Consider the following 21,120-nt stretch of genomic DNA (forward strand, 5'->3'; position numbering starts at 1 on the left):
TTTTATAAAAAGGTGCCATTAGTTAGCATTAATTCATTAGTATCAGATTATTTGTTTATTAATAATTTAATCGACTGATTTTAACGATTAAAAGTAAATCAATTTACTTTTAATCGTTTTTAAATAACATTTAATCTAATATTATGCAAATGATTAAAAAAAAACCTCTCTTTTGCTCGATAATCGTCTTATTCATACGTTTTGACTAGTTATTTAAAATTTACACACCCACATCAATGAAAGGATTCTTACTCCAATATATGAAAATAACGCCAATTGCAATGGCGGTACTTTTCTTCACACCAGTGCACACCATTTATGCCCAATGCCCAACAGTTACTGTCTCTACGCAGGTTATCTGTGATGCTGCTGGTTTTGACTTTAGCGATTTGAATGCATATGCCATACCGGCCCCAGGAAATAGTGTGCGTTGGTATCTCAATGCTACAGGAGGAACACCTTTACAGCAGTCACAACTTGTTAGTCAAGGTACTTATTATGCTGGCGATCCAACAGGAACTTGCGGTACTCGTGCAGCTTTAGTAGTAGACTTTACAGTCAACCCTAGTGGTCAAAGTCTGGATGCTATATTTTGCTCTAATGAAACTCCTAGCATACAGACTTATATGGACCGAGCTCTTTTAATCAATGCTCCAACAGGCGGTAGCGTTCAGATTTTTGCTGACTTTGCCCTTACTAGTTTATTAAATCCTGCAACAGCCTTAACGGGGAATGCTAATTACTTTATCGTATTTGTTGATTCTAGTGGCTGTCGCAGCCAAATAGAAACAGGAAGTACCGCTGTATTTCCCTCACCCACGGCTCCTTCTCCTCCGGCGACGCAGTTATTTTGTTCCAATACCAATCCAACCATTGCAAATTTGAATCCAGGGACAACAAATAATTTCAATTGGTTTAATAATATAGACGCATCCAATAGCCCTATTCTTCCAGCTTTGTTAGATAATGAGCCTTTAGTGGATGGTGCTACATATTATATTCAAGGAGATAATTTCTTCTGTGAAAGTGATCTTGTTGCTGTAGTAATTCAAATTAATGATGCTGTTGATGCAGGAATGAGCAATAGTTTAGAATATTGTGAAGTTAACATTCCAGCAGCAGATTTTGACCTATTTCCTTTATTAGGACCTAATGCTGATTCAGGAGGAACATGGACGGGGCCTTTGGCTACATCAAATGGTGATCAAGGAACGGTTAACATTAGTGGACAAGCAATAGGTGTTTATAATTTTGTTTATACGGTTTCAGGAACTGGCGCATGTCCTGATGAGAGCGCAACAGTTGCTATTAACATCTCAGAAATTTTATCTTCTGGGATACCCTCCTTAATCAACTCAGTAAGCTTTTGCGTGTCTCAATTACCTACTGCTTATGACTTGACTTTATTATTGGACAACGAGGATACAGGAGGAACCTGGACCCAAGGCGCTACGAGTATGGATCCAACAGTGACATCACCTATGGATTTGACCTCATTTGTTCCGGGTACTTATGACTTTACATATAGTCAAAACTTAGCTCCTAACCCATGTCCAGAAGAGTCTACAACCGTACAAGTCATTGTGTTAGCAGATCCTAATGCTGGAACTGCTATAAGTATGGAGTTTTGTGAAAATAACCTTAGTGTTCATTCTCCATATGATTTGTTCAGTTCCTTAGATGGATCTCAAGATAACCCCCTTGGAACATGGACAGACGCTATGAACAATCTTGTCTCCACTTCTATAGACATAACTGCCTTTACAGTAGAAGGCAGTCCTTATATTTATACCTATACAATTAATACCGGTTTTTGTCAAGATGCTGAAACCATTGCAATTGAAATTTTACCAGCGCCAGAATCTGGTACTTATATAGGAACACCTTTTACAGTTTGTGAAGATCAAGCAGCGGCCAATTCGCCTTATGATCTTTTCAACTTATTAGATGGAACACAAGACACGAATGGAACTTGGTATGCAGGAAATACTTCTACAGGTACTTCGGTAACCAATCCAATAGACTTAAGTACATTAGGAAACGGAATATTTGACTTTACTTATACCGTTCCAACCATAGGAACTTGTACTGATGTAGAGGTAGTGGTAACCGTAATTATCAATGAATTACCTAATACCGGAACTCCTACTCCATTCTTAATTTGTGAAAATGAACTAGCGGCCACCTCACCTTTAGATGTATTCGGACAACTGTCTGGACAAGTTGCTGGTGGAACTTGGTCTGATGACGATGCTACTGGCGCGTTAACAGGAAACACAGTTGATCTTACTGGGTTGGTTGTAGGCGACTATAACTTCTCTTATACAATTACTGATGGAAATACTTGTACCAATAGCTCTACAGTTGAAGTAACTGTAGCCCCAGCACCAGAATCTGGTAACTACATTGGAACACCTTTTACAATTTGTGAAGATCAAGCAGCGGCCAATTCGCCTTATGATCTTTTCAACTTATTAGATGGTACACAAGACACCAACGGAACTTGGTATGCAGGAAACACTTCTGCAGGTACTGCGGTAGTTAATCCTATCGACTTAACCACATTAGGAAACGGAATATTTGACTTTACTTATGCAGTTCCAGCGATAGGAACTTGTACGGATGTAGATGTTACGGTTACAGTAATCATCAATGAATTACCTAACACCGGAACTCCTACTCCATTCTTAGTTTGTGAAAATGAACTTGCAGTTAACTCACCTTTAGATGTATTCGGACAACTGTCTGGACAAGATGCTGGTGGAACTTGGTCTGATGACGATGCTACTGGCGCGTTAACAGGAAACACAGTTGATCTTACTGGATTGGTTGTAGGTGGTTATAACTTTACTTATACCGTTACTAATGGATCTTGTTCAGATACGGCAACAGTACTTATTAGTGTGCTGGATGCACCTAATGCCGGTACTTCTACTGTCTTAGACCTTTGTCTTTCGGATATCACTACAGGACAAACATTAGATTTATTTACTCAGTTGACTGGAAATGACGCTGGTGGAAACTGGTCTGATGATGATCTTACGGGTGAACTGACCGGTTCTATTTTAGACGTCTCTTCTTTAACGACGGGTGTTTATAATTTCACGTATTCCGTTTCTCTTTTTGCTGCTTGTAATGTAGACTTGGAAACCCTACAAATAAGGATCAACAATATTAATGCTCCTACCGCTCTTGCTATTCAGGACTTTTGTGATCAAGCAACTGTTGCTGATTTATCAGTGATGGGGAATGCAGTGATATGGTATGAAGATGCGGCATTGATGAATCCGTTAATAAGTACAGATGTTCTTTTAGATGGAGAAGATTATTTTGCTACACAAACAGACGCAATAACCAATTGTGAATCTAACGATAGTGTTGCCGTGACGGTAAATATATTTGCATCACCTAATTCTGGTGTTGCCGTATTACTTTCTGTATGTAACGATCAAAGTATGGTAGATTTATTTACTTCTTTAGACGGTACGCAGGATGCTGGTGGTACTTGGATAGATACAGATGCTACCATGGCGCTGACAGGAAATCTATTTGATGCATCTGCAGTAGTCGCTGGAACCTATAGCTTTGAATATATGGTAAGTGCAACCGCACCTTGTACAGATGCTTCTACCATTGTAATGGTAACTATAGAAACTCCAGTAGACGCAGGAACATCTGCTGTTTTAGATGCTTGTACTGACAATGGAACAACAGATTTAGTTACTTTATTGGGAACAGCTACTACTGGTGGAACTTGGAGTCCTGCATTAGCTAGTAACAGTGGTGTATTTGATCCAGCTACAGACCTTGCAACAACTTATACCTATACGGTCACTAATTCTTGTAACACATTTTCAGCTGATGTTGTTGTTAGTATTACCGAAGCTCCGAATGCTGGTACAAACAATATGATTTCTACTTGTGTATCCGATGGTACTATTGACTTATTAACTCAATTAGCTGGCACACCTGACACGTCAGGAACTTGGTTCCCAGTACTAGATAGTGGTACTAATTTGTTTAATCCAACAGTGGACCTTTCAGGCACTTACACGTATACGGTTTCTGCAATTTCTGCTTGTGCTACAGATGCTTTTGCTACTTTAGACATTCAAGTGAATGAAAGTGCAGCGCCTACTCTACTAACTGCTACTCTTAACTTTTGTGCGATTGATCATCCAACAGTAATGGATCTGGATACGGCTGTAACTGGAGATATGATTTTATGGTATGATGTTATTGATGCTACTATTCCATTAGCGGCTACAGAAAGTCTTGTAGATGGAACCACATATTTTGCATCTCAAACAGAAGCAAATGGATGTGAATCCAGTATCAGAACACAAGTAATGGTAACTGTAGGAGATGCACCAACCCCTACTTTAGATCTGGATGGAGAACTATTTTGTATCAATGATAATCCTACTTTACAACAACTAACGTTGAACGTATTGCAATATGATTCTATTGCTAATAACGTTGTTTGGTACGATACGGTTGAAGGTACGAATGGCTTACCTCTTACGACAATAATGACAAGTGGAACTACGTATTACGCTGCTTTAATAGATGCAGCAACTGGTTGTGAAAGCAGTTTAAAAATAGAAGTAACGGTAGATTTATCAGCTTGTGGAGATCTAATCATTCCAGACGGATTTTCACCTAATGGTGATGGGGTCAATGATACTTTTGATATTGATAACTTAAGCTTTCTTTATCCTAATTTGAGTTTGGAGTTCTATAACCGATATGGAAGTCGCATTTATAGCGGAACTGCCAGTACCCCTAGATTTAACGGTTTCAGTAATCAATCGGCCTTATTGAGTGACGGAGAGTTACCAGTAGGTGTTTATTACTACATCCTTAAATACAACGATGGAACTACAAAACCATCCCAAGGTAGAATTTACTTAAGCCGATAGTCACTTCAAGAAAGAAACAAACAAAATGAAAAATTTTAATATAACACCTTTACTAATTGTATTGATCGGTATGCTTTCCCTGAGCACGGTTGCTCAGCAGGATCCGCAGTTTACTCAATATAGGTATAATCAAAGTATCTTGAATCCGGCTTATGCTACTGCAAACAAGTCTGAGCTCAATATTGGTGCTTTGTATAGAACACAATGGGTAGGACTGGAAGGCGCTCCTAAGACCGCCTCTTTATTTGTTCATTATCCTGTAAGTGATCGCGTGGAAGTAGGAATCTCTTTTACAAATGATGACATAGGAAATGTGGTTACAGAAAACAATATCTATGCAGATGTTGCCTATGTATTGCCGGTTTCTGAAACGGGTAAACTTTCCTTGGGTATAAAAGCAGGACTAACTTTATTTGATGCTAACTTTAACGGTTTTAACCTGCAGTCTGGTGGCGTTGATACAGATATAGCTTTTAATGAAAATGTGACTCAAAGCTTTCCTAACGTAGGATTAGGAGGTTTTTATTTTACAGATAAATTCTACGTGGGTTTATCAGCTCCTAATTTATTAACGACGACACATTTAGAAAATGAAAACGGTATACAATCTACTGGTGTTCAAGACATTCATTTTTTCCTAAACAGTGGTTATGTATTTGACATCAACCCAGACTTAAAGTTCCAGCCTTCTTTCCTTTTAAAAGGTGTAAAAGGAGCTCCTTTATCTGCTGACTTGAATGCCAACTTCTTGTTTAATGATACATTAGAAGCTGGTATAGGTTATCGTTTAGATGACTCTGTCAGCGCGCTGGTTAACTTTAAAGTGTCACCAGAACTTAAATTAGGTTATGCTTATGATTACACCACAACTAACTTAGGTAACTTTAATTCGGGGTCTCATGAAATCATTTTATTGTATAACATTAAAACAAAATACTGGAGGGGCGGTTACGATCGTTCCCCTAGATTTTTCTAAACCTATTTATCACCATACTTATGAGATTAATAATTACTTTATTGATGATCGCACTGCTAGCAGGAACTTATAGCACTGCCCAGAATTTAAGTCTGAAAAAGACGGATCAATTATTCAAAAATCAGGCGTATACGGAAGCCATAGTGAACTATAAAAACTTGGAGACTTCTGAGGAAGTTCTTCAAAAGCTAGGAGACTCTTATTATTACACTAATGATTTTGAAAACGCAGCAAACACCTACACCAAGCTTAAAGATAATTTCAGCAGTAGTCTAGACAAAGACCGCATGTATAGATATGCGCATTCACTTCTTGGTATTAAGGATTATCAAGCAGCAGATGTTTATTTAAAAACATATTATGGTAAAGATTGGAACACAGAAGAGTTTCTCTTTGAATTAGAAAGAACAACTCCTCACGTTTTTGAAGTAGTACCAATTATAAATAAAGGATCTAAAAGTGATTTTGGACTGTCTTTTATAGATGGTAAAAATGTAGCTTTTGCTTCTTCTCGTAATATGGAACGACCCGTTTTTTCTTGGAATGGAATCCCTTATTTAGATATTTATGAAGGGCAATTAAACGACACTGCATTAAGTAAGGTGACGCCATTTTCTGAAGAAATAAATACAGATCTTCATGAGAGCAATGCCGTTTTTACCAATAATGGAACTGTGATGTATTTCAATCGCAACACTGAAAAACGTGTTAAAATAGATGGCGATAGAGTTTCAAATATCCAATTGTACCGCGCAGAAAAAGTTGATAACAAGTGGACCAATGTGGCTTTATTACCTTTTAATAATGAATTGTACAGTGTGGAACACCCTTCTATCAGTAAAGACGGAAAGACACTTTACTTTTCTAGTAATAGGTCTGGTGGATACGGCGAATTTGATATCTATAAAATAGCGATCAATGAGGATGGTTCTTATGGTGAGCCTATTAACCTAGGTAATTCCATCAATACAGCTTATAGAGATCAATTTCCTTACATCAGCGATATCAACACCTTGTATTATGCCACTAACGGTAAGCAAGGCCTAGGTGGATTGGATATACATAGAGCAAACTTGGTAAATGGTGAGTTTGATACTCCTATCAATCTTGGTAGCAGTATCAATAGCTCTAAAGATGACTATGCTTTTGTAATTGACGAAGCTACAAATGAGAGTTACTTTTCTTCTAATAGAGATGGTTTAGATCAACTCTATACTGGTAAAAGAGAGGAGAATATACTGACTAAATATCAGGTGGTAGGTGTCGTACAAGACAGTATTAGTAGAAAGACCTTACCTGGTTCACTTGTTTCCTTATTGGATGAACGAGGAGTGGTTATAGATGACATGATCACTGGCAACGACGCCTCTTACCTATTTAAAATAGAGCCAAATAAAAAATATACTGTTCGTGCTACTCGCAAGTTGTACATTCCTGAGAATGTAGATTTTTCTACAGATAAAAATGGAAAAGTGAGTCACGATATATTTTTAACGCTTCTCTCCTATCAAGATGCAGAAGAAACTATCAACGCAGATCGCAAGGGAGAGGTACAAGTAGAATTAGAACAAATCTATTTTGATTTTGATCAAGCAATTATTAAACCTAAAGCTGCTGCTACTTTAGATGATCTGGTAGCGATCATGAATAAATATCCTGAAATGCACGTAGAGGTATCTGCTCACACGGATGTACGTGGACCTAGTGAATACAATCTAACTTTATCAAATCAACGTGCCGCCTCTACTATGAAGTACTTGATCAGTCAAGGGATTGATGAAAACCGATTGCGCAGTATAGGTTATGGTGAGATGCAACCACTTAATGAATGTGTTAAGGAAGGTATTTGTATTGATGAAGAATATGAGATCAACCGTCGTTGCGAGTTTAAAGTGATGCAATAAGAAATCTATTAAAAACTTAAAATCCCAATAGCGAGTTATAGTTATTGGGATTTTTTTGTTTGTGGTATGGATAGAGGTTACGCTTTCGCGAAAGCGAGAACAACATCATCAAATAGACACTTGCTAAAAAAAGTTAGTAAAAGCAATACCTCGAGCTGATTTGCTAATTATAAACTACCCCTTCTATGACCAAAGCCTAAACCTTTATTAAAGCTGTACTAATGATTTTATAAAGACTACAATAACTCTCTATAAGTTACTTAGATTACAATAAAATCGATAAAATGACTATTCAATTTAATTACCAACATGTTTCTGGAAGTACAGAACTTGAAAATTACACAAAAGAAAAGTTACAAACCATTTTTGACCGCTACAGTTGGGTCACTAGAGCTGATGTGTTTTTTATAGCCGAAAACACGTCTAGCGATCAAACAGGGAAGATTGCACAAATAAGGTTAAGTGCGCCTGGACCTCGATTATTTGCGGAGGAAAGTCACGATACCTTCACAGAATCGATAAACAAAGTGGTCGACCAACTTAAAACCCAATGCGAAAAGAGAAAGGCAACCATAATCACACATTCCTAAGATGATCTCCCTAGCCACCAATCACCGACAAATTGTTTTACTATATAATTCAAATCAAAAAGGCCATCGAGAAACATTAGCATACGCAAAAGCCTCGGGCAACAACTTACTTTCGATTGATGTTTCAAAGGATAAAGTTGCTGGAACTGTTTGGACAGAAGTTGCAACTCTACTTCAAGTTAATGTTCGTGATTTGTTGCATACAGAACACTCCCTTTATGAAAATAAATATGGTAAAGGACATGTAATAGATGATACTGGAGCCATTAAAACGCTCCAAAAAGATCCAGGAATTCTGTTGTACCCAATAGCCATAAAAGGAAATAAAGGAATAGAGGTGAAATTATATAATGAAATGTTAAAGTTATTTGATATAAATACCGCAGCCATCAAGATTCCATAATATATTTACTACCAGATTAAAAATCCAGCTTTTAAAAGTTGGATTTTTATATGACACCTATTTTTCCCTATGATCATTTGGATATCTTTTATCGTTTTAGTCAGCATTTTTTTATGCTTAGACCTTTTTGTTTTTAATAAAAACGCCCATGTTATAAAAACGAAAGAAGCTTCAAAATTCACTGCCTTGTGGGTAGGTATTGCGTTGCTTTTTACTGGGGTTGTTTATGTTATTTACGATCGAGGCTATTTAGCAAACCCGGATCAACTCAGTGGTAGTGCCGCTGCTATCAAGTACTTAACAGGTTACCTTATAGAACTTTCTTTAAGCGTTGATAATATTTTTGTTATTGCAGTAATCTTTAAATCCTTTTCAATAGAACAAAAGTACCAACACCGGGTGCTGTTTTGGGGGATTGTTGGCGCTCTTGTTTTTAGGGCCTTGATGATCCTTTTTGGTATTGCTTTGATTAATGAAATCAGTTGGATGACCTATATTTTCGGAGCATTTTTATTATATACTGCTTTTAAAATGCTCAAAAGTGAAGAAGAAGAATTTGATCCTAAAACTTCCAAAATTTATAAACTATCTAGAAAGCTATTTCCTGTCACAGATCGCATAGAAGGACAGCAATTGTTTATCAAAAAAATGGGAAAGCGTATTGCAACTCCCCTATTTTTAGCTTTGGTAGTTATTGAGCTAACTGATGTGCTTTTTGCTTTAGATTCGATCCCGGCGATTCTCGCTATTACTTCAGACCCCTTTTTGGTATTCTCTAGTAATATACTAGCCATTATGGGGCTGCGTAGCATGTATTTTTTCTTGTCTAATTTGCTGGATAAGTTTCAATACATTCATTACAGCTTGGTAGCTATTCTTGCCTTTGTAGGAATAAAAATGATTTTAGTACATCAGGTGCATCTTCCAGAATGGCTTTCCCTAGCGGTTATTTTTGTTTCTCTTGGAGCGGGTATTCTATTCTCCTTACAAAAAAAGGAAACTGAAAGTGATCCTGTAGATCAATAGGAAACTTTAAAGACTAAAAAAACACTGGATTAAGTTATTACTGCTTATTCTAATTATTTTTACACCTCATAAAAAACTGTTATTGCTTTTGCTACGTAAGTATGCTAAAAAATAACATGATCCATTTCTCTTACATTCACGTTCCTTCTATTCGCAACTTAGAAGCATTTACCAGTACATCTATACAACAGCTTAATAAATACTCTGGCTTAGATAGAGTTGACATTTCCTTTAAAAAGATATTTGACCTCAAAAACAGAACTAGAGAGGTCGCTAGCTTAGCAATTGCCTGCGATGGACATCAAGTAGACTGCGTCATAGCTTCTCTTAATTTAAAAAAATCAGTAGGAATTGCGGTAAAATCTTTGTGAAATAAATTGATGTCCAACACAGATGAACTTTCTGCATAACTAAAAATGCCCTGAACGTATTCAAGGCACCTTTTTTGTTTAACATATAATAAGAAGTACGGTATGATACTTCCTAACTTTTAGCTCTCGTTTAGGTCTCCAGTGACTTTGTAGTCCCCATTAAAAACAAAATCGTTTTGTTTTTTGCGAGATCGCTCCCCTGTTTCAGCATCTTGTAAGAAATCAGGAACATCATTCAATGCGCCACCGTAATAACCCAGTGCTATAGCAGTTGCTACGTGAAAAGTTTCAGGAAACTTGAATTCCTTTTTAGCTCTTTCATAGTCCAGTCCAGCCATTTGATGAAAAGCTATTCCCATACTTTGCGCTTGTATGGCCATATTTGCAGAAAATTGACCTAAATCATGAGGTGCGTGGTAATTGTCATCACCTTTAGGTGTTTTAGTATCTACCACACCTAATAATAATACTGGAGCATTCTTTGCCCATTTCTGATTGAATTCCACCAGAACATCCATAATCCGATCATAGGTTTTGCTACCTTTAATACCCCAAACTATATTCCAAGGCTGTAAATTATTAGAACTAGGAGCCCATCTGCCAGCTTCAAAAAGCATCTGAAGTTCTCTTTGAGAAACAGGTTGGTCAGAAAATGTACGTGGACTCCACCTGTTTTTAATAAGATCTATAATATCGTGATCAGTGGGTGTTATTTTATTAAAATCTGTAATATTTTTCATAATTGTGTTTTGATTTAAAATTAATAATTCATCGACAAGTTATGGCCAAGCTTTAGAAAGCTTTAACCACCTACTTGCATCAATTTTAATAAATGGAAAGTTCCTTATGCAGAATTACGACTGGCGTTGATATTTCCATAGAGAGAACGAGTTACCATACGCTCATAGGTATCTATATTTTCAGTCGCCTTTCCTGCATTGATCTCTTGCACCATTTTTAATGCATATTGTTGAATGGTTAATAATGGTAAGACGATAGTTTCTCTAGCTTGAATACTGGCCCGTCCTGCTGGCTCATTTTCCATCAATGTTTTCATTCCAGAGATCTTGAGCATATACTTTTTTGAACGCTCGTATTCTGTATAAATCATCTTCCAAAACTCACCGTAGATAGGATCATGCTCCATATAAGCAGTTAAACCAAAGAATGATTTGGTTAAACTCATCATGCTATTATCTAGTAGTGTACGGAAAAACTTATTGTTTTTATACAGCTCTTCAGCTGCTTCCCAGTTACCAGCCTTATCCATTATTTCTAGTGCGGTACCTACGCCGTAAAATCCAGGAACATTTTGCTTTAGTTGACTCCAAGAACCAACAAATGGAATAGCTCTTAAATCTTTAAACCTCAATTCTGCGCTTCCCGCACGCTTGCTAGGGCGACTTCCTATGTTGGTTTTGGCATAATATTTTAAGGTGCTCATCTGTTCCAGATAGGACAGGAATTGTGGGTGCGCTTTAAAATCGGTGTAAGCTTTATAACTTGATGTTGCTAGTTGATCCATAGTAGCTTCATCCTTTTCTGAAAAGTCATTGGCATCACTAGCATAAACCGCATTGCTCACTCCACTACTTATCATTTGCTCTAGATTGTACTGACAGCTTTCTAAGGTGCCAAACTTAGAGCTAATGGTTTGACCTTGCACGGTTAACTGAATGTGTTTGGATTCTATTTTGGTGCCCATAGAAGCGTAAAATTGGTGGGTTTGGCCTCCACCACGAGCAGGCGGTCCACCTCTACCATCAAAGAATACAATAGAAATACCGTATTCCCTAGAAACCGAACTTAAGGCTTCTTTAGCTTCATAAATAGCCCAATTGGCCATTAAATAACCACCGTCTTTAGTACCATCACTGAAGCCTAACATGATATGCTGCGTATCGTCTCGCCTTTTTACGTGAGCACGGTAATGCTCATTTTCATAAAGCGATCGCATCACCTCTGGAGCTTTTATTAAATCTGGAACAGTTTCAAATAAAGGCACTACATCTATTTTGGGTTGAGGCATATTACACAATCTGATCATCGCATAGACCTCCATAATTTGAGAAGCCATTTGTGTATTAGAAATGATGTACCGATTACAGCCTTTTTCCCCGTTGCGTTCTTGAATGTTTTTAATGGCGTAAATGCTGCTTAGTGTTCGTTGTGTGTAGTCGTCTGTAAATTCATTAGGATCGATAGAGCCCTCCACCTGTGCCAGTACGTTTACTTTCTCATCTTCAGTTAAGCTGTCGTAGTTGGAGGGTAGTTTCGCTTTCGCGAAAGCGAGGATCTCATCAAAAACCGCATCGTGAGCACTGCTATCTTGTCGTATATCTAAGGTGGCAAAATGGAAACCGAACAATTCAATTTTATGTATAAAACTGTCTATTTGACCGAGAAATAGGGAGTTATGCTGCTCTATAACAGTAGACCTGATCTCGTTCATTCTATCAATAAGATCTTGGGGAGTAAAATCCAAGACTTCTTTTTCAAAAATAGACTTGTAACACCTACTTTCTAAAGCTGATAACTGCTCTTCAACGCCTTTAAAAGTAAGCCTTCTGCGCAGCTTGCGCAAATCCCTGTAATAATTTCTAAATATGGTGGATCGCAATCGTTTGGCTACATTTAATGTAATAGCCGTAGTCACAAACGGATTTCCATCTCGATCACCACCTGGCCAAAAACCTATTTCTACAATCTGATTCTTAAACTCCTGCGGATTCTCAATATGGGTTTTAAGGTAATCATAAATATTACCCATCGCCTGATAAAATACATGTTCTAGGTACCAAATTAAACTTACCGCCTCATCAAATGGAGTAGGTTTTTCCTTTTTAAAGAAAGGGGTTTTACCCAATTGGGAAAGCAACAGTTTGACCTCCTGTAGTTGATTCGCTTTAATAGCATCTCCCAAATCGTTAATAATACCCAGAACAGCGCCTGGATAAAATTGTGTTGGGTGAGCTGTTAATACCGGGCGTACTTTAAATTCTTTTAAATAAGCAGCTAATTCTTCTGTTTTATTTAGTTCTACTGCCTCCTCTTTGATACTGCGCAGGGAACCGCGGCCATCTATATTGTTGACCTTACTAAAAGCGGCATCTTCAATAGCATCAAACAACACTACCTGTCGCTCTATATATTGAATAAATCTAAAAAGCATGTCTTCTCGCTCTTTAGAAGCTGTGTCACGCATGTATCTTTCAAAAAAGTACTCGACAATCTCGGTAGGGTTTTTACCTTTTTCATAACCTCTTACACATAATTCATGAAATAATGGCAATAATCCACCAGTATTTGAAATCTGATCAAATGGTAGTGTCATAAAAATCCCATTAAAAATCTGGTATTTTGATTCTACTTCATTTTTAAAACGTTCAATTTTTGGTAATCTTGACATGTGATTAGTGATTTATATGATTGGTAATTTAATGGCAGTTGAAACCTATGAAGCGGTTTTTGCTGTAACTATTTCAATAGCGTTACTTACCGTTTTCATAGCTTCCATATCTTTTTCATCAAGAGTAATGTCAAAGGCATCCTCCACATCGAGTACGACATCTACTAAATGGGCACTATTAATACCTAGATCTTGCATTAAATGGCTTTCCAATTGTATAGCGCTTTCTTTTACATCTTGAGGTAGATAGACTTTTACAATTTTAAAAAGCGCTTCTTGTATTTCGTTTTCTTGCATGTTATTTTTTCAATAGAATTTTAAAAATACCATCAAAAAATGGATTTTCCTTGGAGTTAGGGAGAGTTTAAGAGTTTAAACCCTTAATAACAAAGTTAGATCAGTAAAATACTTTTTTAGGAAATTCAGTAGTTAAGAACTGTACTTTTTTAGTAAAACGCAGGCATTTACATCTCCGAATCCGAAACTCGCTTTTGCCAAAATATTCAGATCTACATATTTGGAGCTTAACGGAAAACTCTTTTTGTCAATTACATCCATAATCTCTGGATGTATAGAAGTGATATTGCTGTTTCCATATATCTTTTGTTCTTTTAATTGTAGCACAGCTCCTACCAACTCTATACTACCTGCTGCAGCGAGGCAATGGCCTATACAGGACTTAAAGGTATTTATAAAAGGGAATTCTGCGCCTTTAAGTTTAAAAGCAGTCGACCAATTTTTAATTTCGAAAGCGTCTTTTGATGTTGCAGTAAGGTGTCCATTAATCGCATCGATTTCTGTTGCAGTTACTCCTGCATCTTTCATTGCCAGATGTATACAATCTTGTACAGCTTGACCATTAGGTGCTGTCATAGAGCCGTCAGCTCGATGTCCGCCAGAATTTACTGCACCTCCTAATACTTCTGCATAGATCTTAGCTCCTCGTTTTTGAGCACTACCTAAATGTTCTAAAATAAAAGCACCGGCTCCAGATCCAGGAACAAAACCTGCGGCATCTTCTGATAAAGGCCTGCTGGCGTTTTCTGGATCTTGGTTGTATTTAGTTGGTAAAATCCGCATGGCATCAAATCCGCCCCAGATATAAGGGCCTGAATCACTAGTAGATCCCACCAGCATTTGAGTTGCTTTTCCAGCTGCAATACGCTCATAGCCCATAAGAAATGCTTCTGTACCTGTGCAACAAGCACTGGAATTACTGGTGACGATATTGCCACAACCCAATTCTCCTGCCAACCAGGCACTGATACCGCTGGTCATGGTTTGAATCACACTGGTACTTCCAAGGCGGCGCACTTTTTTATCATCAATTAAATGAATGGCTTCCCTAAATTTTTCACCACCGCTTTGACCAGTTCCGAAAATAATTCCCATTTCTGACAGGGCCTTTTCTGGACTTGCGATTTCTAGACCAGCATCTTTAAAAGCTTCTTTTCCAGCGATAACCCCATAAACCAGGCCGCTGGCTTTCAAGCCTCTTAGTTGTAGCGGTGTAAAATTATCGGCGAGTAATTCTTCTGTAATTTGTGGGGTGCCAGAAACTTGACAGCCAAAGTTTAAATCGGCTAATTGTGGGTCAAATCTTATTCCAGAGGTTTGTTCTTGTAATGCTTTCGCGAAAGCGGAAACCCCAATGGCATTAGGAGCCACAACACCCATTCCCGTAATCACAACTCTTCGCCTATTATTATCTGTATTCATAACAAAACGAAACTACATAATCTTTAGTAGATATGGCTACTGTTAATCATGGACTTTTACTGTGTAGGATGGTTATAAAGGTTTGTTGCAGCAGCAGCTCATTCAAGAATAGTAATGATGAGTTAAAAAAAATAGGGATAGGAATGGGTGTTGAGTTGTATTCATAAGCATATCTTTAATGCAGTATTCCAATAGGATTAGGTTTTTGGTTTTGGTAAGAATCAAGCAAGTGGTTGGTTTTTGGAACAGTTCAGTACTTTTAAAAGAACACAAGATGACAAAGAACAAATTTTTAGTAGTTGCCTTATTGGGTATTGGCTTCTGTAACTCCCAGCAGAAGGAGGTTCAAGAACAGCATTTGGCCAATTATGTCGTTTCTAATACGGCCATGCAGCAAGAACATATACAAGAGAACAAAGAGGTCTTTGATCACCGCCTTTTTGATCAATTGCTTAAGAAGTATGTCAACAAAAACGGCGCAGTTAATTATGAAGGAATTAAAACACATCAAAAGCCTTTAAGAGATTATCTAGAAAGTATCCGAGTGCACACCCCAAAAAATAAGTGGAGCCGCGAGGATGAATTAGCTTATTATATGAATGCTTACAATGCGATGACCATTGATTTGATTGTCAGAAACTATCCTTTAAAAAGCATCAAAGACATCAAGGATCCATGGGAACAACGCCTTTGGAAAATAGGTGAAAAGCTGATCAGTCTAGAAGAAATTGAGCATGAAATACTAAGAAAAATGAACGAGCCGCGCATTCATTTTGGGATCAATTGTGCTTCTTTTTCTTGTCCGCCATTGATGGATGAGGCTTTTACGGCTGCTCAAGTGGATGCACAACTGCAGCGACTAGCGGTGCAGTTTATCAATGATCCCAAACGCAATACGATAACAGCAGGTAGAGTCGAAATTTCCAATATCTTCAAATGGTTCAGAAAGGATTTTACCAAAAATGGAGATCTTATTGATTTTTTAAACAGCTACAGTAAAGTTAAAATTGATAAAAATGCCCGAGTGCGTTATATGGATTACGACTGGAGTTTGAATGAGTAAGTCTTCATTGGAGTTAGTTGTGTAGGCTACAAAAGGAGATTATTTAGCAATTATAATTCCGCTCATCCAGCCTTCAGCGATTTTATTCTTGCTCTCATCTATCATTTGAACCCTTACTTTTAATTTACCAAAACGAAAGTATTCTTTTTTTGCAGTAACAATGACGGTTGTTTCTGGTAAAACAGTGTTCAAGAAAGTAATGTGATTTTCTGTAAAGGCACATTGAAGAGGTTTTTCTTCGTCTTGCATCAAATAACTTCCTAAGCAAGCCAACCCTATTTGAGCCATACATTCTGTTAGGATAACGCCTGGAGTTACTGGATGATCCTTAAAATGGTGTTCATAGAAGTATTCCTTCTTTTGAAAACGGTAAATCCCGATCACACTAGTGTCATCGATCTCTAACAACTGATCTACAAACTTAAATCCGTCACCATAAGGGAGGTTAGCTACAATTTTTTCTAATGGATTTAAGAGCATTCTTTTGGAGTATTAAGTATGATGTGCATATCTATAGGTTTTTGAACTTAGATTTCAAGTTCGATTTCGAGTTTCCGTTCCCCAGCCCTAAAGGGTGCGGAAGCCCCTTTCTATTTTATCTCGATTTTAAAAAAAAACCTAGTCTTTAGTTCGAGTTCAAGTTCAAGTTCAGATTCAAGTTCAAGTTTCCGTTCCCCAGCCCTAAAGGGTGCGGAAACCCCATTCTATTTTATCTCGATTTTTAAAAAAAACCTAGTCTTTAGTTCAAGTTCGATTTCAAGTTCAAATTCAAGTTCAAGTTCGAGTTCAAGTTTCCGTTCCCCAGCCCTAAAGGGTGCGTAAGCCCCTTTCTATTTTATCTCGATTTTTAAAAAAAAACCTAGTCTTTAGTTCGAGTTCAAGTTCAAGTTCAGATTCATCTTCATTGCAAACTCTCGCCACCATCGACTTTAATGATGGTTCCTGTGATCCAGCCTGCTTCTTCCTTACTCATTAAATAGACTGCGTTTGCTACACGTTCAGGAGTAGTTAATTCCTGATGAGGATTCCGCTTTAAACTCGCAGCCTTCAGTTCTTCGTACCCAGGAATCATGCTTAAACTCAAGGTGTCAGTAACTCCGGCTTGTATACAATTGGAAGTAATCTGGTGTGGAGCAAACTCAATGGCTATACTCCTATTGATCGCCTCTAAAACTGCTTTTGCTGCGCTCACAGCGGCATAAGACTTCATAGGTTTGGTACTCCCCTCACTTGTAAAACTTAGAATTTTTGCTGGTTGAGCAAACAAATGAGCGTTGAAAAGTGCTTTGGTCCAGCTGTACAAGCTTATTCCCATAGAATGAATGGTTTGCTGGAAATCAATAGTAGTTAATGGTTGATCACCTGTTAATGGCTTTAGATTGCCTTTAGAGATGCTGTGCAGCAGCACACTTATTTTTTGACCTTTTAAAAAGTCTTCTATTTTTGACAAGTTTTGTTCTAATTGATCCTCTCTAGTTGCATCACTATTGATGGTTACTAATTGGATATCATAAGAACGCAAGACATCAAAGCTCGCCTCTATTTGTTCCATTTGCATTCTGGCTGCTCTGTAAAAAATGATCAAATTCATTCCGTGTTGAGCCAATTTTAAAGCACTTGCATAGCCTAAGCCACTACTGCCGCCTAAAATTAACGCATAGGTATCTTTAAACTCTTTTACCATTCTAATAGTATTCTTTGAGCAGTAAACCCAGGTCCAAAACTTAACATCAAACCCTTAGAGCCTTTGTTGAGTTCCCTACACATAAAGCGTTCTAAAACAAATAGAACTGTCGCGCTACTCATGTTTCCATAGATACGCAATACTTCTTTAGTGTCGTCTATATTTTTACCGAGTTTATGAAACAGTTCTTCTACAGTTTGCACGATCTTTTTACCTCCAGGATGGAAAATTAAATGATCAACATCGTTGATAGTTAATCCATTCTTTTCTAAAAACGGATGTATAATAGCAGGAAAATGACTAGCTATAGTTTCTGGAACAGATTTATCCAACACCATTTGTAAGCCACTATTTACTAAGTCAAATCCCATCATGTGTGTTGCATCTGGGAAATGGTACATTTCATGTGATTTAATAACTGGACCTTTGTCTTCTTCACAAGAAGAAAGCAATACACAGGCGCATCCGTCACCAAATATAGCCGCACTCACCATATTGGCCATGGAGAAATCGTCCAATTGGAAGGTTGCCGTAGGTGCTTCTATAGCCAGCACCGCTGCTTTTTTATTTGGATTGGCTCTGAGGAAATTTTCGGCATAAATCAGTCCAGAAATCCCTGCAACACAGCCCATTTCTGTAACTGGCAATCGCACGATATCTTGTCTCATACCCATAGAGTTGATCAAATAGGCGTCAATAGACGGGATCATGATACCTGTGCAACTTACGGTGATGATGTAATCGAGTTCTTGAGCATTCCAAGAGGCTTTTTTCAAAGCTTTCTCTATAGCCGTTTGAGCTAGAGGCACCACTTCTCTTTTATAAATATCATTGCGTTCTTGAAAAGAAGTCCTTGTAAAAACTTCAATAGGATCCATGATGGAATAACGTTTATCCACGCCTGCACCTTCAAAAATCTTGATGGTTTTGCGTCTCAAACGCTCGTCCTGACCAGAAAGCCATTCTTCAACAAATGGCAAAATGTCTTTAGTTTCCTTATAATACTGCGGCGTTACCGTCGCTACACTTTTAATTTTTACGCTCATCTATTGGAATTATCCATATAAAACGGAACGACCACTTCCATGTCCATCGGTCATTTGTTACACCTATAGCAGTAGCATATTTCTTAAAATCTCTAGTTTTAAAACCTGATGCAATACTGATCAATCCATCGTGTTTAGAGATGTCATGTTTTATAAAAATAGGACTTATATATTTAAAAAATAGAAAGGCAATTCGATGCCTGTGCAAATCATTGATAATGATACTTTTGGTTGTAATCTCTTTAAATTTAGAAAGGAAACTTACGATTTCTTCGTCATCAAAATGATGCATGGTTAAAGAGCTTATGAGGATATCACAGTGTACTTCTTCAGGGTTGATCTGTAGTATATCGCTTTCGCGAAAGCTTAACCTTGACAATCCCTCACTTTTATCACGAGCTTTCTCAATAGATCGGGATGCAAAATCTAGCCCGACAAAGCTGATGTTTTCTCGATCCAAATGGGCTTCTAAATAGCGCAACATCTCACCATCACCGCAACCTGCATCAATTATTACCAATGATTGATTGGGGTGTTTAGAGACCTCTTTTTTTACCGCCTGAAGCATAAACTTAAAGCCACCTAGCAGGTTATTTACCGTATTGATATCGTCCACAGCATGTTGCAAAGTGAGTTCCTCTAGCATAGGATCATCCATCCATTCTGGATCGGTATTGCGTTTATGAGAATCGTATGTAATATTAGATAGGTTTCCCATGGGTGCCTTTTATGGTGGTAGGTAATATAAACGGAAATTTACGAAGGAGCCACAGACCCCACCTCGTATAGGTCTTATTTAACAGTATTCCTTGCAGGATGCGTCCTATTTTTAATCGCTTGCGGAATGTTTTTTTCCACCTACGCGCATAATTTTTTAAGGCTTGTTCTCGGGACATATCATCGTTGAGGTATAGATATAGCTCTTCAAAAGCGATTTTGGCACTGTGAATAGCCATAGCCATTCCATTACCGCAAAGTGGATGTATCAAACCTGCTGTATCTCCTAACATCAGAATGTTGTTCTCTATAGGTTCTTTCTTTTCAAAAGAGATTTGAGAAATAGTAATAGGTTGTTCCCAAGCAGGGATGGCTTCTTTAAAAAAACTCTTTAAAAACTCATTTTTTGAAAGTACTTTTTTATTAAAATCAGTAACGTTCTTATGCTTTTTAAAAGATTCATAACTAGCGAGATAGCAAAGATTCACATGCCCATTTTCCACCTTGGAAACACCTGCATAACCGCCATCAAAGTTGTGTAATTCCACCAGACGATCACTTATAGAGTACTTGTAATGCATTTTAACGGCGAGCCATGGTGATTTTTGCTGTATAAATTTACGATCTAGTTTTTTATCTAACAAAGATCGTTTCCCAGTAGCCATAATAAATTGCTTACACTGCAAATGCTGAGAAGTAGTGCTGACTTGAAAAGTATCTTTGTCAAAAACAGCATTTACGACCTTATCTTGAAGGAAATCGGCGCTTTTAATGGCTTTTTGATACAGTAGGTGATCGAGATGATACCTAGAGATTCCTTTACCTCCCTGAGGCAATGCGCATTCTATAGACCTATGACCAGCAATGGTGAATTTTAAGTGTTCTAAATCAACTGAGGATTCTCGATCCAGATCAATATCTAGTTCCTTTAGGAACCCGATGACTTCATTGCTCAAATACTCCCCACACATTTTATGGCGTGGATACGCATCAGGATCAATAAACAGGACATTGAAATCTTTAGAAAACAAAATTGCCGCTGTAAGACCTGAAAGTCCTCCACCGGCAATAATTATATCGTATTCATTTTTCACTATTCAAAGATAATAGCTATTGATTTATTTACTATTAATTAGACGCTATATCTTTTAATGATGTCTTTCTTCTACACTTTAAAAATCAACACAACACTAAAAGAGTTAAAAAAACGTACTAAAATGATGGCAGTGGGTATTATGATACCCTGATAGGGTCAGGACCCAAAAAGAACAAAAGCAAATCCAATCATTA

At 37.6% G+C, this 21,120-nt stretch carries 17 protein-coding genes; 8 read left to right on the forward strand and 9 right to left on the reverse strand.

Annotated elements, in window-relative coordinates:
* Nucleotides 1-260: 260 nt before the first annotated feature.
* The 7 genes from KG732_RS10815 to KG732_RS10845 all read left to right on the forward strand — a co-directional run bounded on the left by KG732_RS10815 (nucleotide 261) and on the right by KG732_RS10845 (nucleotide 10,192).
* The gene (locus tag KG732_RS10815) at nucleotides 261-4,922 is read left to right on the forward strand and encodes a gliding motility-associated C-terminal domain-containing protein (RefSeq protein WP_213523492.1); all 4,662 of its coding nucleotides are present in this window, start codon (nucleotides 261-263) and stop codon (nucleotides 4,920-4,922) included.
* A 25-nt stretch (nucleotides 4,923-4,947) separates the two neighbouring features.
* Complete coding sequence (locus tag KG732_RS10820) at nucleotides 4,948-5,898, forward strand: type IX secretion system membrane protein PorP/SprF (protein WP_213523495.1); 951 nt, start codon at nucleotides 4,948-4,950, stop codon at nucleotides 5,896-5,898.
* A gap of 20 nt (nucleotides 5,899-5,918) precedes the next feature.
* On the forward strand, nucleotides 5,919-7,802 hold the full coding sequence (locus KG732_RS10825) for an OmpA family protein (RefSeq protein WP_213523497.1): 1,884 nt from the start codon (nucleotides 5,919-5,921) through the stop codon (nucleotides 7,800-7,802).
* Nucleotides 7,803-8,086: 284 nt separating this feature from the next.
* Nucleotides 8,087-8,392, forward strand: coding sequence for an HPF/RaiA family ribosome-associated protein (locus KG732_RS10830; protein WP_213523499.1), 306 nt, complete (start codon nucleotides 8,087-8,089; stop codon nucleotides 8,390-8,392).
* Between the two features lies 1 nt (nucleotide 8,393).
* Nucleotides 8,394-8,795, forward strand: coding sequence for a hypothetical protein (locus tag KG732_RS10835; RefSeq protein WP_213523501.1), 402 nt, complete (start codon nucleotides 8,394-8,396; stop codon nucleotides 8,793-8,795).
* Nucleotides 8,796-8,864: 69 nt separating this feature from the next.
* Nucleotides 8,865-9,821, forward strand: coding sequence for a TerC family protein (locus KG732_RS10840; protein WP_213523503.1), 957 nt, complete (start codon nucleotides 8,865-8,867; stop codon nucleotides 9,819-9,821).
* Between the two features lie 116 nt (nucleotides 9,822-9,937).
* Nucleotides 9,938-10,192 (forward strand): hypothetical protein, encoded by a 255-nt coding sequence (locus KG732_RS10845; protein WP_213523505.1) that lies wholly within the window; start codon nucleotides 9,938-9,940, stop codon nucleotides 10,190-10,192.
* 119 nt (nucleotides 10,193-10,311) lie between these two features.
* Here the strand turns inward: KG732_RS10845 and KG732_RS10850 are convergent, their stop codons facing one another.
* The 4 genes from KG732_RS10850 to KG732_RS10865 all read right to left on the reverse strand — a co-directional run bounded on the left by KG732_RS10850 (nucleotide 10,312) and on the right by KG732_RS10865 (nucleotide 15,320).
* Nucleotides 10,312-10,932, reverse strand: coding sequence for a nitroreductase family protein (locus KG732_RS10850; protein WP_213523507.1), 621 nt, complete (start codon nucleotides 10,930-10,932; stop codon nucleotides 10,312-10,314).
* Nucleotides 10,933-11,036: 104 nt separating this feature from the next.
* Nucleotides 11,037-13,601, reverse strand: a complete 2,565-nt coding sequence (locus KG732_RS10855) for a phosphoenolpyruvate carboxylase (RefSeq protein WP_213523509.1) — start codon at nucleotides 13,599-13,601, stop codon at nucleotides 11,037-11,039.
* 45 nt (nucleotides 13,602-13,646) lie between these two features.
* Entirely contained in the window at nucleotides 13,647-13,898 is a 252-nt protein-coding gene (locus KG732_RS10860) for an acyl carrier protein (RefSeq protein ID WP_213523511.1), read from the reverse strand.
* Nucleotides 13,899-14,030: 132 nt separating this feature from the next.
* Nucleotides 14,031-15,320 (reverse strand): beta-ketoacyl synthase, encoded by a 1,290-nt coding sequence (locus tag KG732_RS10865; RefSeq protein WP_213523513.1) that lies wholly within the window; start codon nucleotides 15,318-15,320, stop codon nucleotides 14,031-14,033.
* Nucleotides 15,321-15,594: 274 nt separating this feature from the next.
* Between KG732_RS10865 and KG732_RS10870 the strand changes: the two genes are divergently transcribed.
* Nucleotides 15,595-16,383, forward strand: a complete 789-nt coding sequence (locus KG732_RS10870; RefSeq protein ID WP_213523515.1) for a DUF547 domain-containing protein — start codon at nucleotides 15,595-15,597, stop codon at nucleotides 16,381-16,383.
* A 39-nt stretch (nucleotides 16,384-16,422) separates the two neighbouring features.
* On the opposite strand, the gene KG732_RS10875 is transcribed toward KG732_RS10870, so the two are convergent.
* From KG732_RS10875 to KG732_RS10895, 5 genes are all read right to left on the reverse strand, one after another.
* Nucleotides 16,423-16,863, reverse strand: coding sequence for a 3-hydroxyacyl-ACP dehydratase FabZ family protein (locus KG732_RS10875; protein WP_213523517.1), 441 nt, complete (start codon nucleotides 16,861-16,863; stop codon nucleotides 16,423-16,425).
* Between the two features lie 421 nt (nucleotides 16,864-17,284).
* Nucleotides 17,285-18,067: an SDR family oxidoreductase gene (locus KG732_RS10880; RefSeq protein ID WP_213523519.1), complete on the reverse strand. Its 783-nt coding sequence runs from the start codon at nucleotides 18,065-18,067 to the stop codon at nucleotides 17,285-17,287.
* The gene (locus KG732_RS10885; RefSeq protein ID WP_213523521.1) at nucleotides 18,061-19,113 is read right to left on the reverse strand and encodes a type III polyketide synthase; all 1,053 of its coding nucleotides are present in this window, start codon (nucleotides 19,111-19,113) and stop codon (nucleotides 18,061-18,063) included. The genes KG732_RS10880 and KG732_RS10885 overlap by 7 nt, the downstream gene beginning before the upstream one ends.
* On the reverse strand, nucleotides 19,097-19,831 hold the full coding sequence (locus tag KG732_RS10890) for a methyltransferase domain-containing protein (protein ID WP_213523523.1): 735 nt from the start codon (nucleotides 19,829-19,831) through the stop codon (nucleotides 19,097-19,099). The genes KG732_RS10885 and KG732_RS10890 overlap by 17 nt, the downstream gene beginning before the upstream one ends.
* Nucleotides 19,815-20,924, reverse strand: coding sequence for an FAD-dependent monooxygenase (locus KG732_RS10895; RefSeq protein ID WP_213523525.1), 1,110 nt, complete (start codon nucleotides 20,922-20,924; stop codon nucleotides 19,815-19,817). The genes KG732_RS10890 and KG732_RS10895 overlap by 17 nt, the downstream gene beginning before the upstream one ends.
* Nucleotides 20,925-21,120: the final 196 nt, after the last annotated feature.

This window comes from Nonlabens sp., from assembly GCF_018401815.1.
GTDB lineage: Bacteria > Bacteroidota > Bacteroidia > Flavobacteriales > Flavobacteriaceae > Nonlabens.

Bases quoted from the DNA above. Each gene is read 5' to 3' on its own strand.
- KG732_RS10815 (WP_213523492.1), top strand. From the start codon at position 261: ATGAAAATAACGCCAATTGCAATGGCGGTACTTTTCTTCACACCAGTG.
- KG732_RS10820 (WP_213523495.1), top strand. From the start codon at position 4,948: ATGAAAAATTTTAATATAACACCTTTACTAATTGTATTGATCGGTATG.
- KG732_RS10825 (WP_213523497.1), top strand. From the start codon at position 5,919: ATGAGATTAATAATTACTTTATTGATGATCGCACTGCTAGCAGGAACT.
- KG732_RS10830 (WP_213523499.1), top strand. From the start codon at position 8,087: ATGACTATTCAATTTAATTACCAACATGTTTCTGGAAGTACAGAACTT.
- KG732_RS10835 (WP_213523501.1), top strand. From the start codon at position 8,394: ATGATCTCCCTAGCCACCAATCACCGACAAATTGTTTTACTATATAAT.
- KG732_RS10840 (WP_213523503.1), top strand. From the start codon at position 8,865: ATGATCATTTGGATATCTTTTATCGTTTTAGTCAGCATTTTTTTATGC.
- KG732_RS10845 (WP_213523505.1), top strand. From the start codon at position 9,938: ATGATCCATTTCTCTTACATTCACGTTCCTTCTATTCGCAACTTAGAA.
- KG732_RS10850 (WP_213523507.1), bottom strand. From the start codon at position 10,932: ATGAAAAATATTACAGATTTTAATAAAATAACACCCACTGATCACGAT.
- KG732_RS10855 (WP_213523509.1), bottom strand. From the start codon at position 13,601: ATGTCAAGATTACCAAAAATTGAACGTTTTAAAAATGAAGTAGAATCA.
- KG732_RS10860 (WP_213523511.1), bottom strand. From the start codon at position 13,898: ATGCAAGAAAACGAAATACAAGAAGCGCTTTTTAAAATTGTAAAAGTC.
- KG732_RS10865 (WP_213523513.1), bottom strand. From the start codon at position 15,320: ATGAATACAGATAATAATAGGCGAAGAGTTGTGATTACGGGAATGGGT.
- KG732_RS10870 (WP_213523515.1), top strand. From the start codon at position 15,595: ATGACAAAGAACAAATTTTTAGTAGTTGCCTTATTGGGTATTGGCTTC.
- KG732_RS10875 (WP_213523517.1), bottom strand. From the start codon at position 16,863: ATGCTCTTAAATCCATTAGAAAAAATTGTAGCTAACCTCCCTTATGGT.
- KG732_RS10880 (WP_213523519.1), bottom strand. From the start codon at position 18,067: ATGGTAAAAGAGTTTAAAGATACCTATGCGTTAATTTTAGGCGGCAGT.
- KG732_RS10885 (WP_213523521.1), bottom strand. From the start codon at position 19,113: ATGAGCGTAAAAATTAAAAGTGTAGCGACGGTAACGCCGCAGTATTAT.
- KG732_RS10890 (WP_213523523.1), bottom strand. From the start codon at position 19,831: ATGGGAAACCTATCTAATATTACATACGATTCTCATAAACGCAATACC.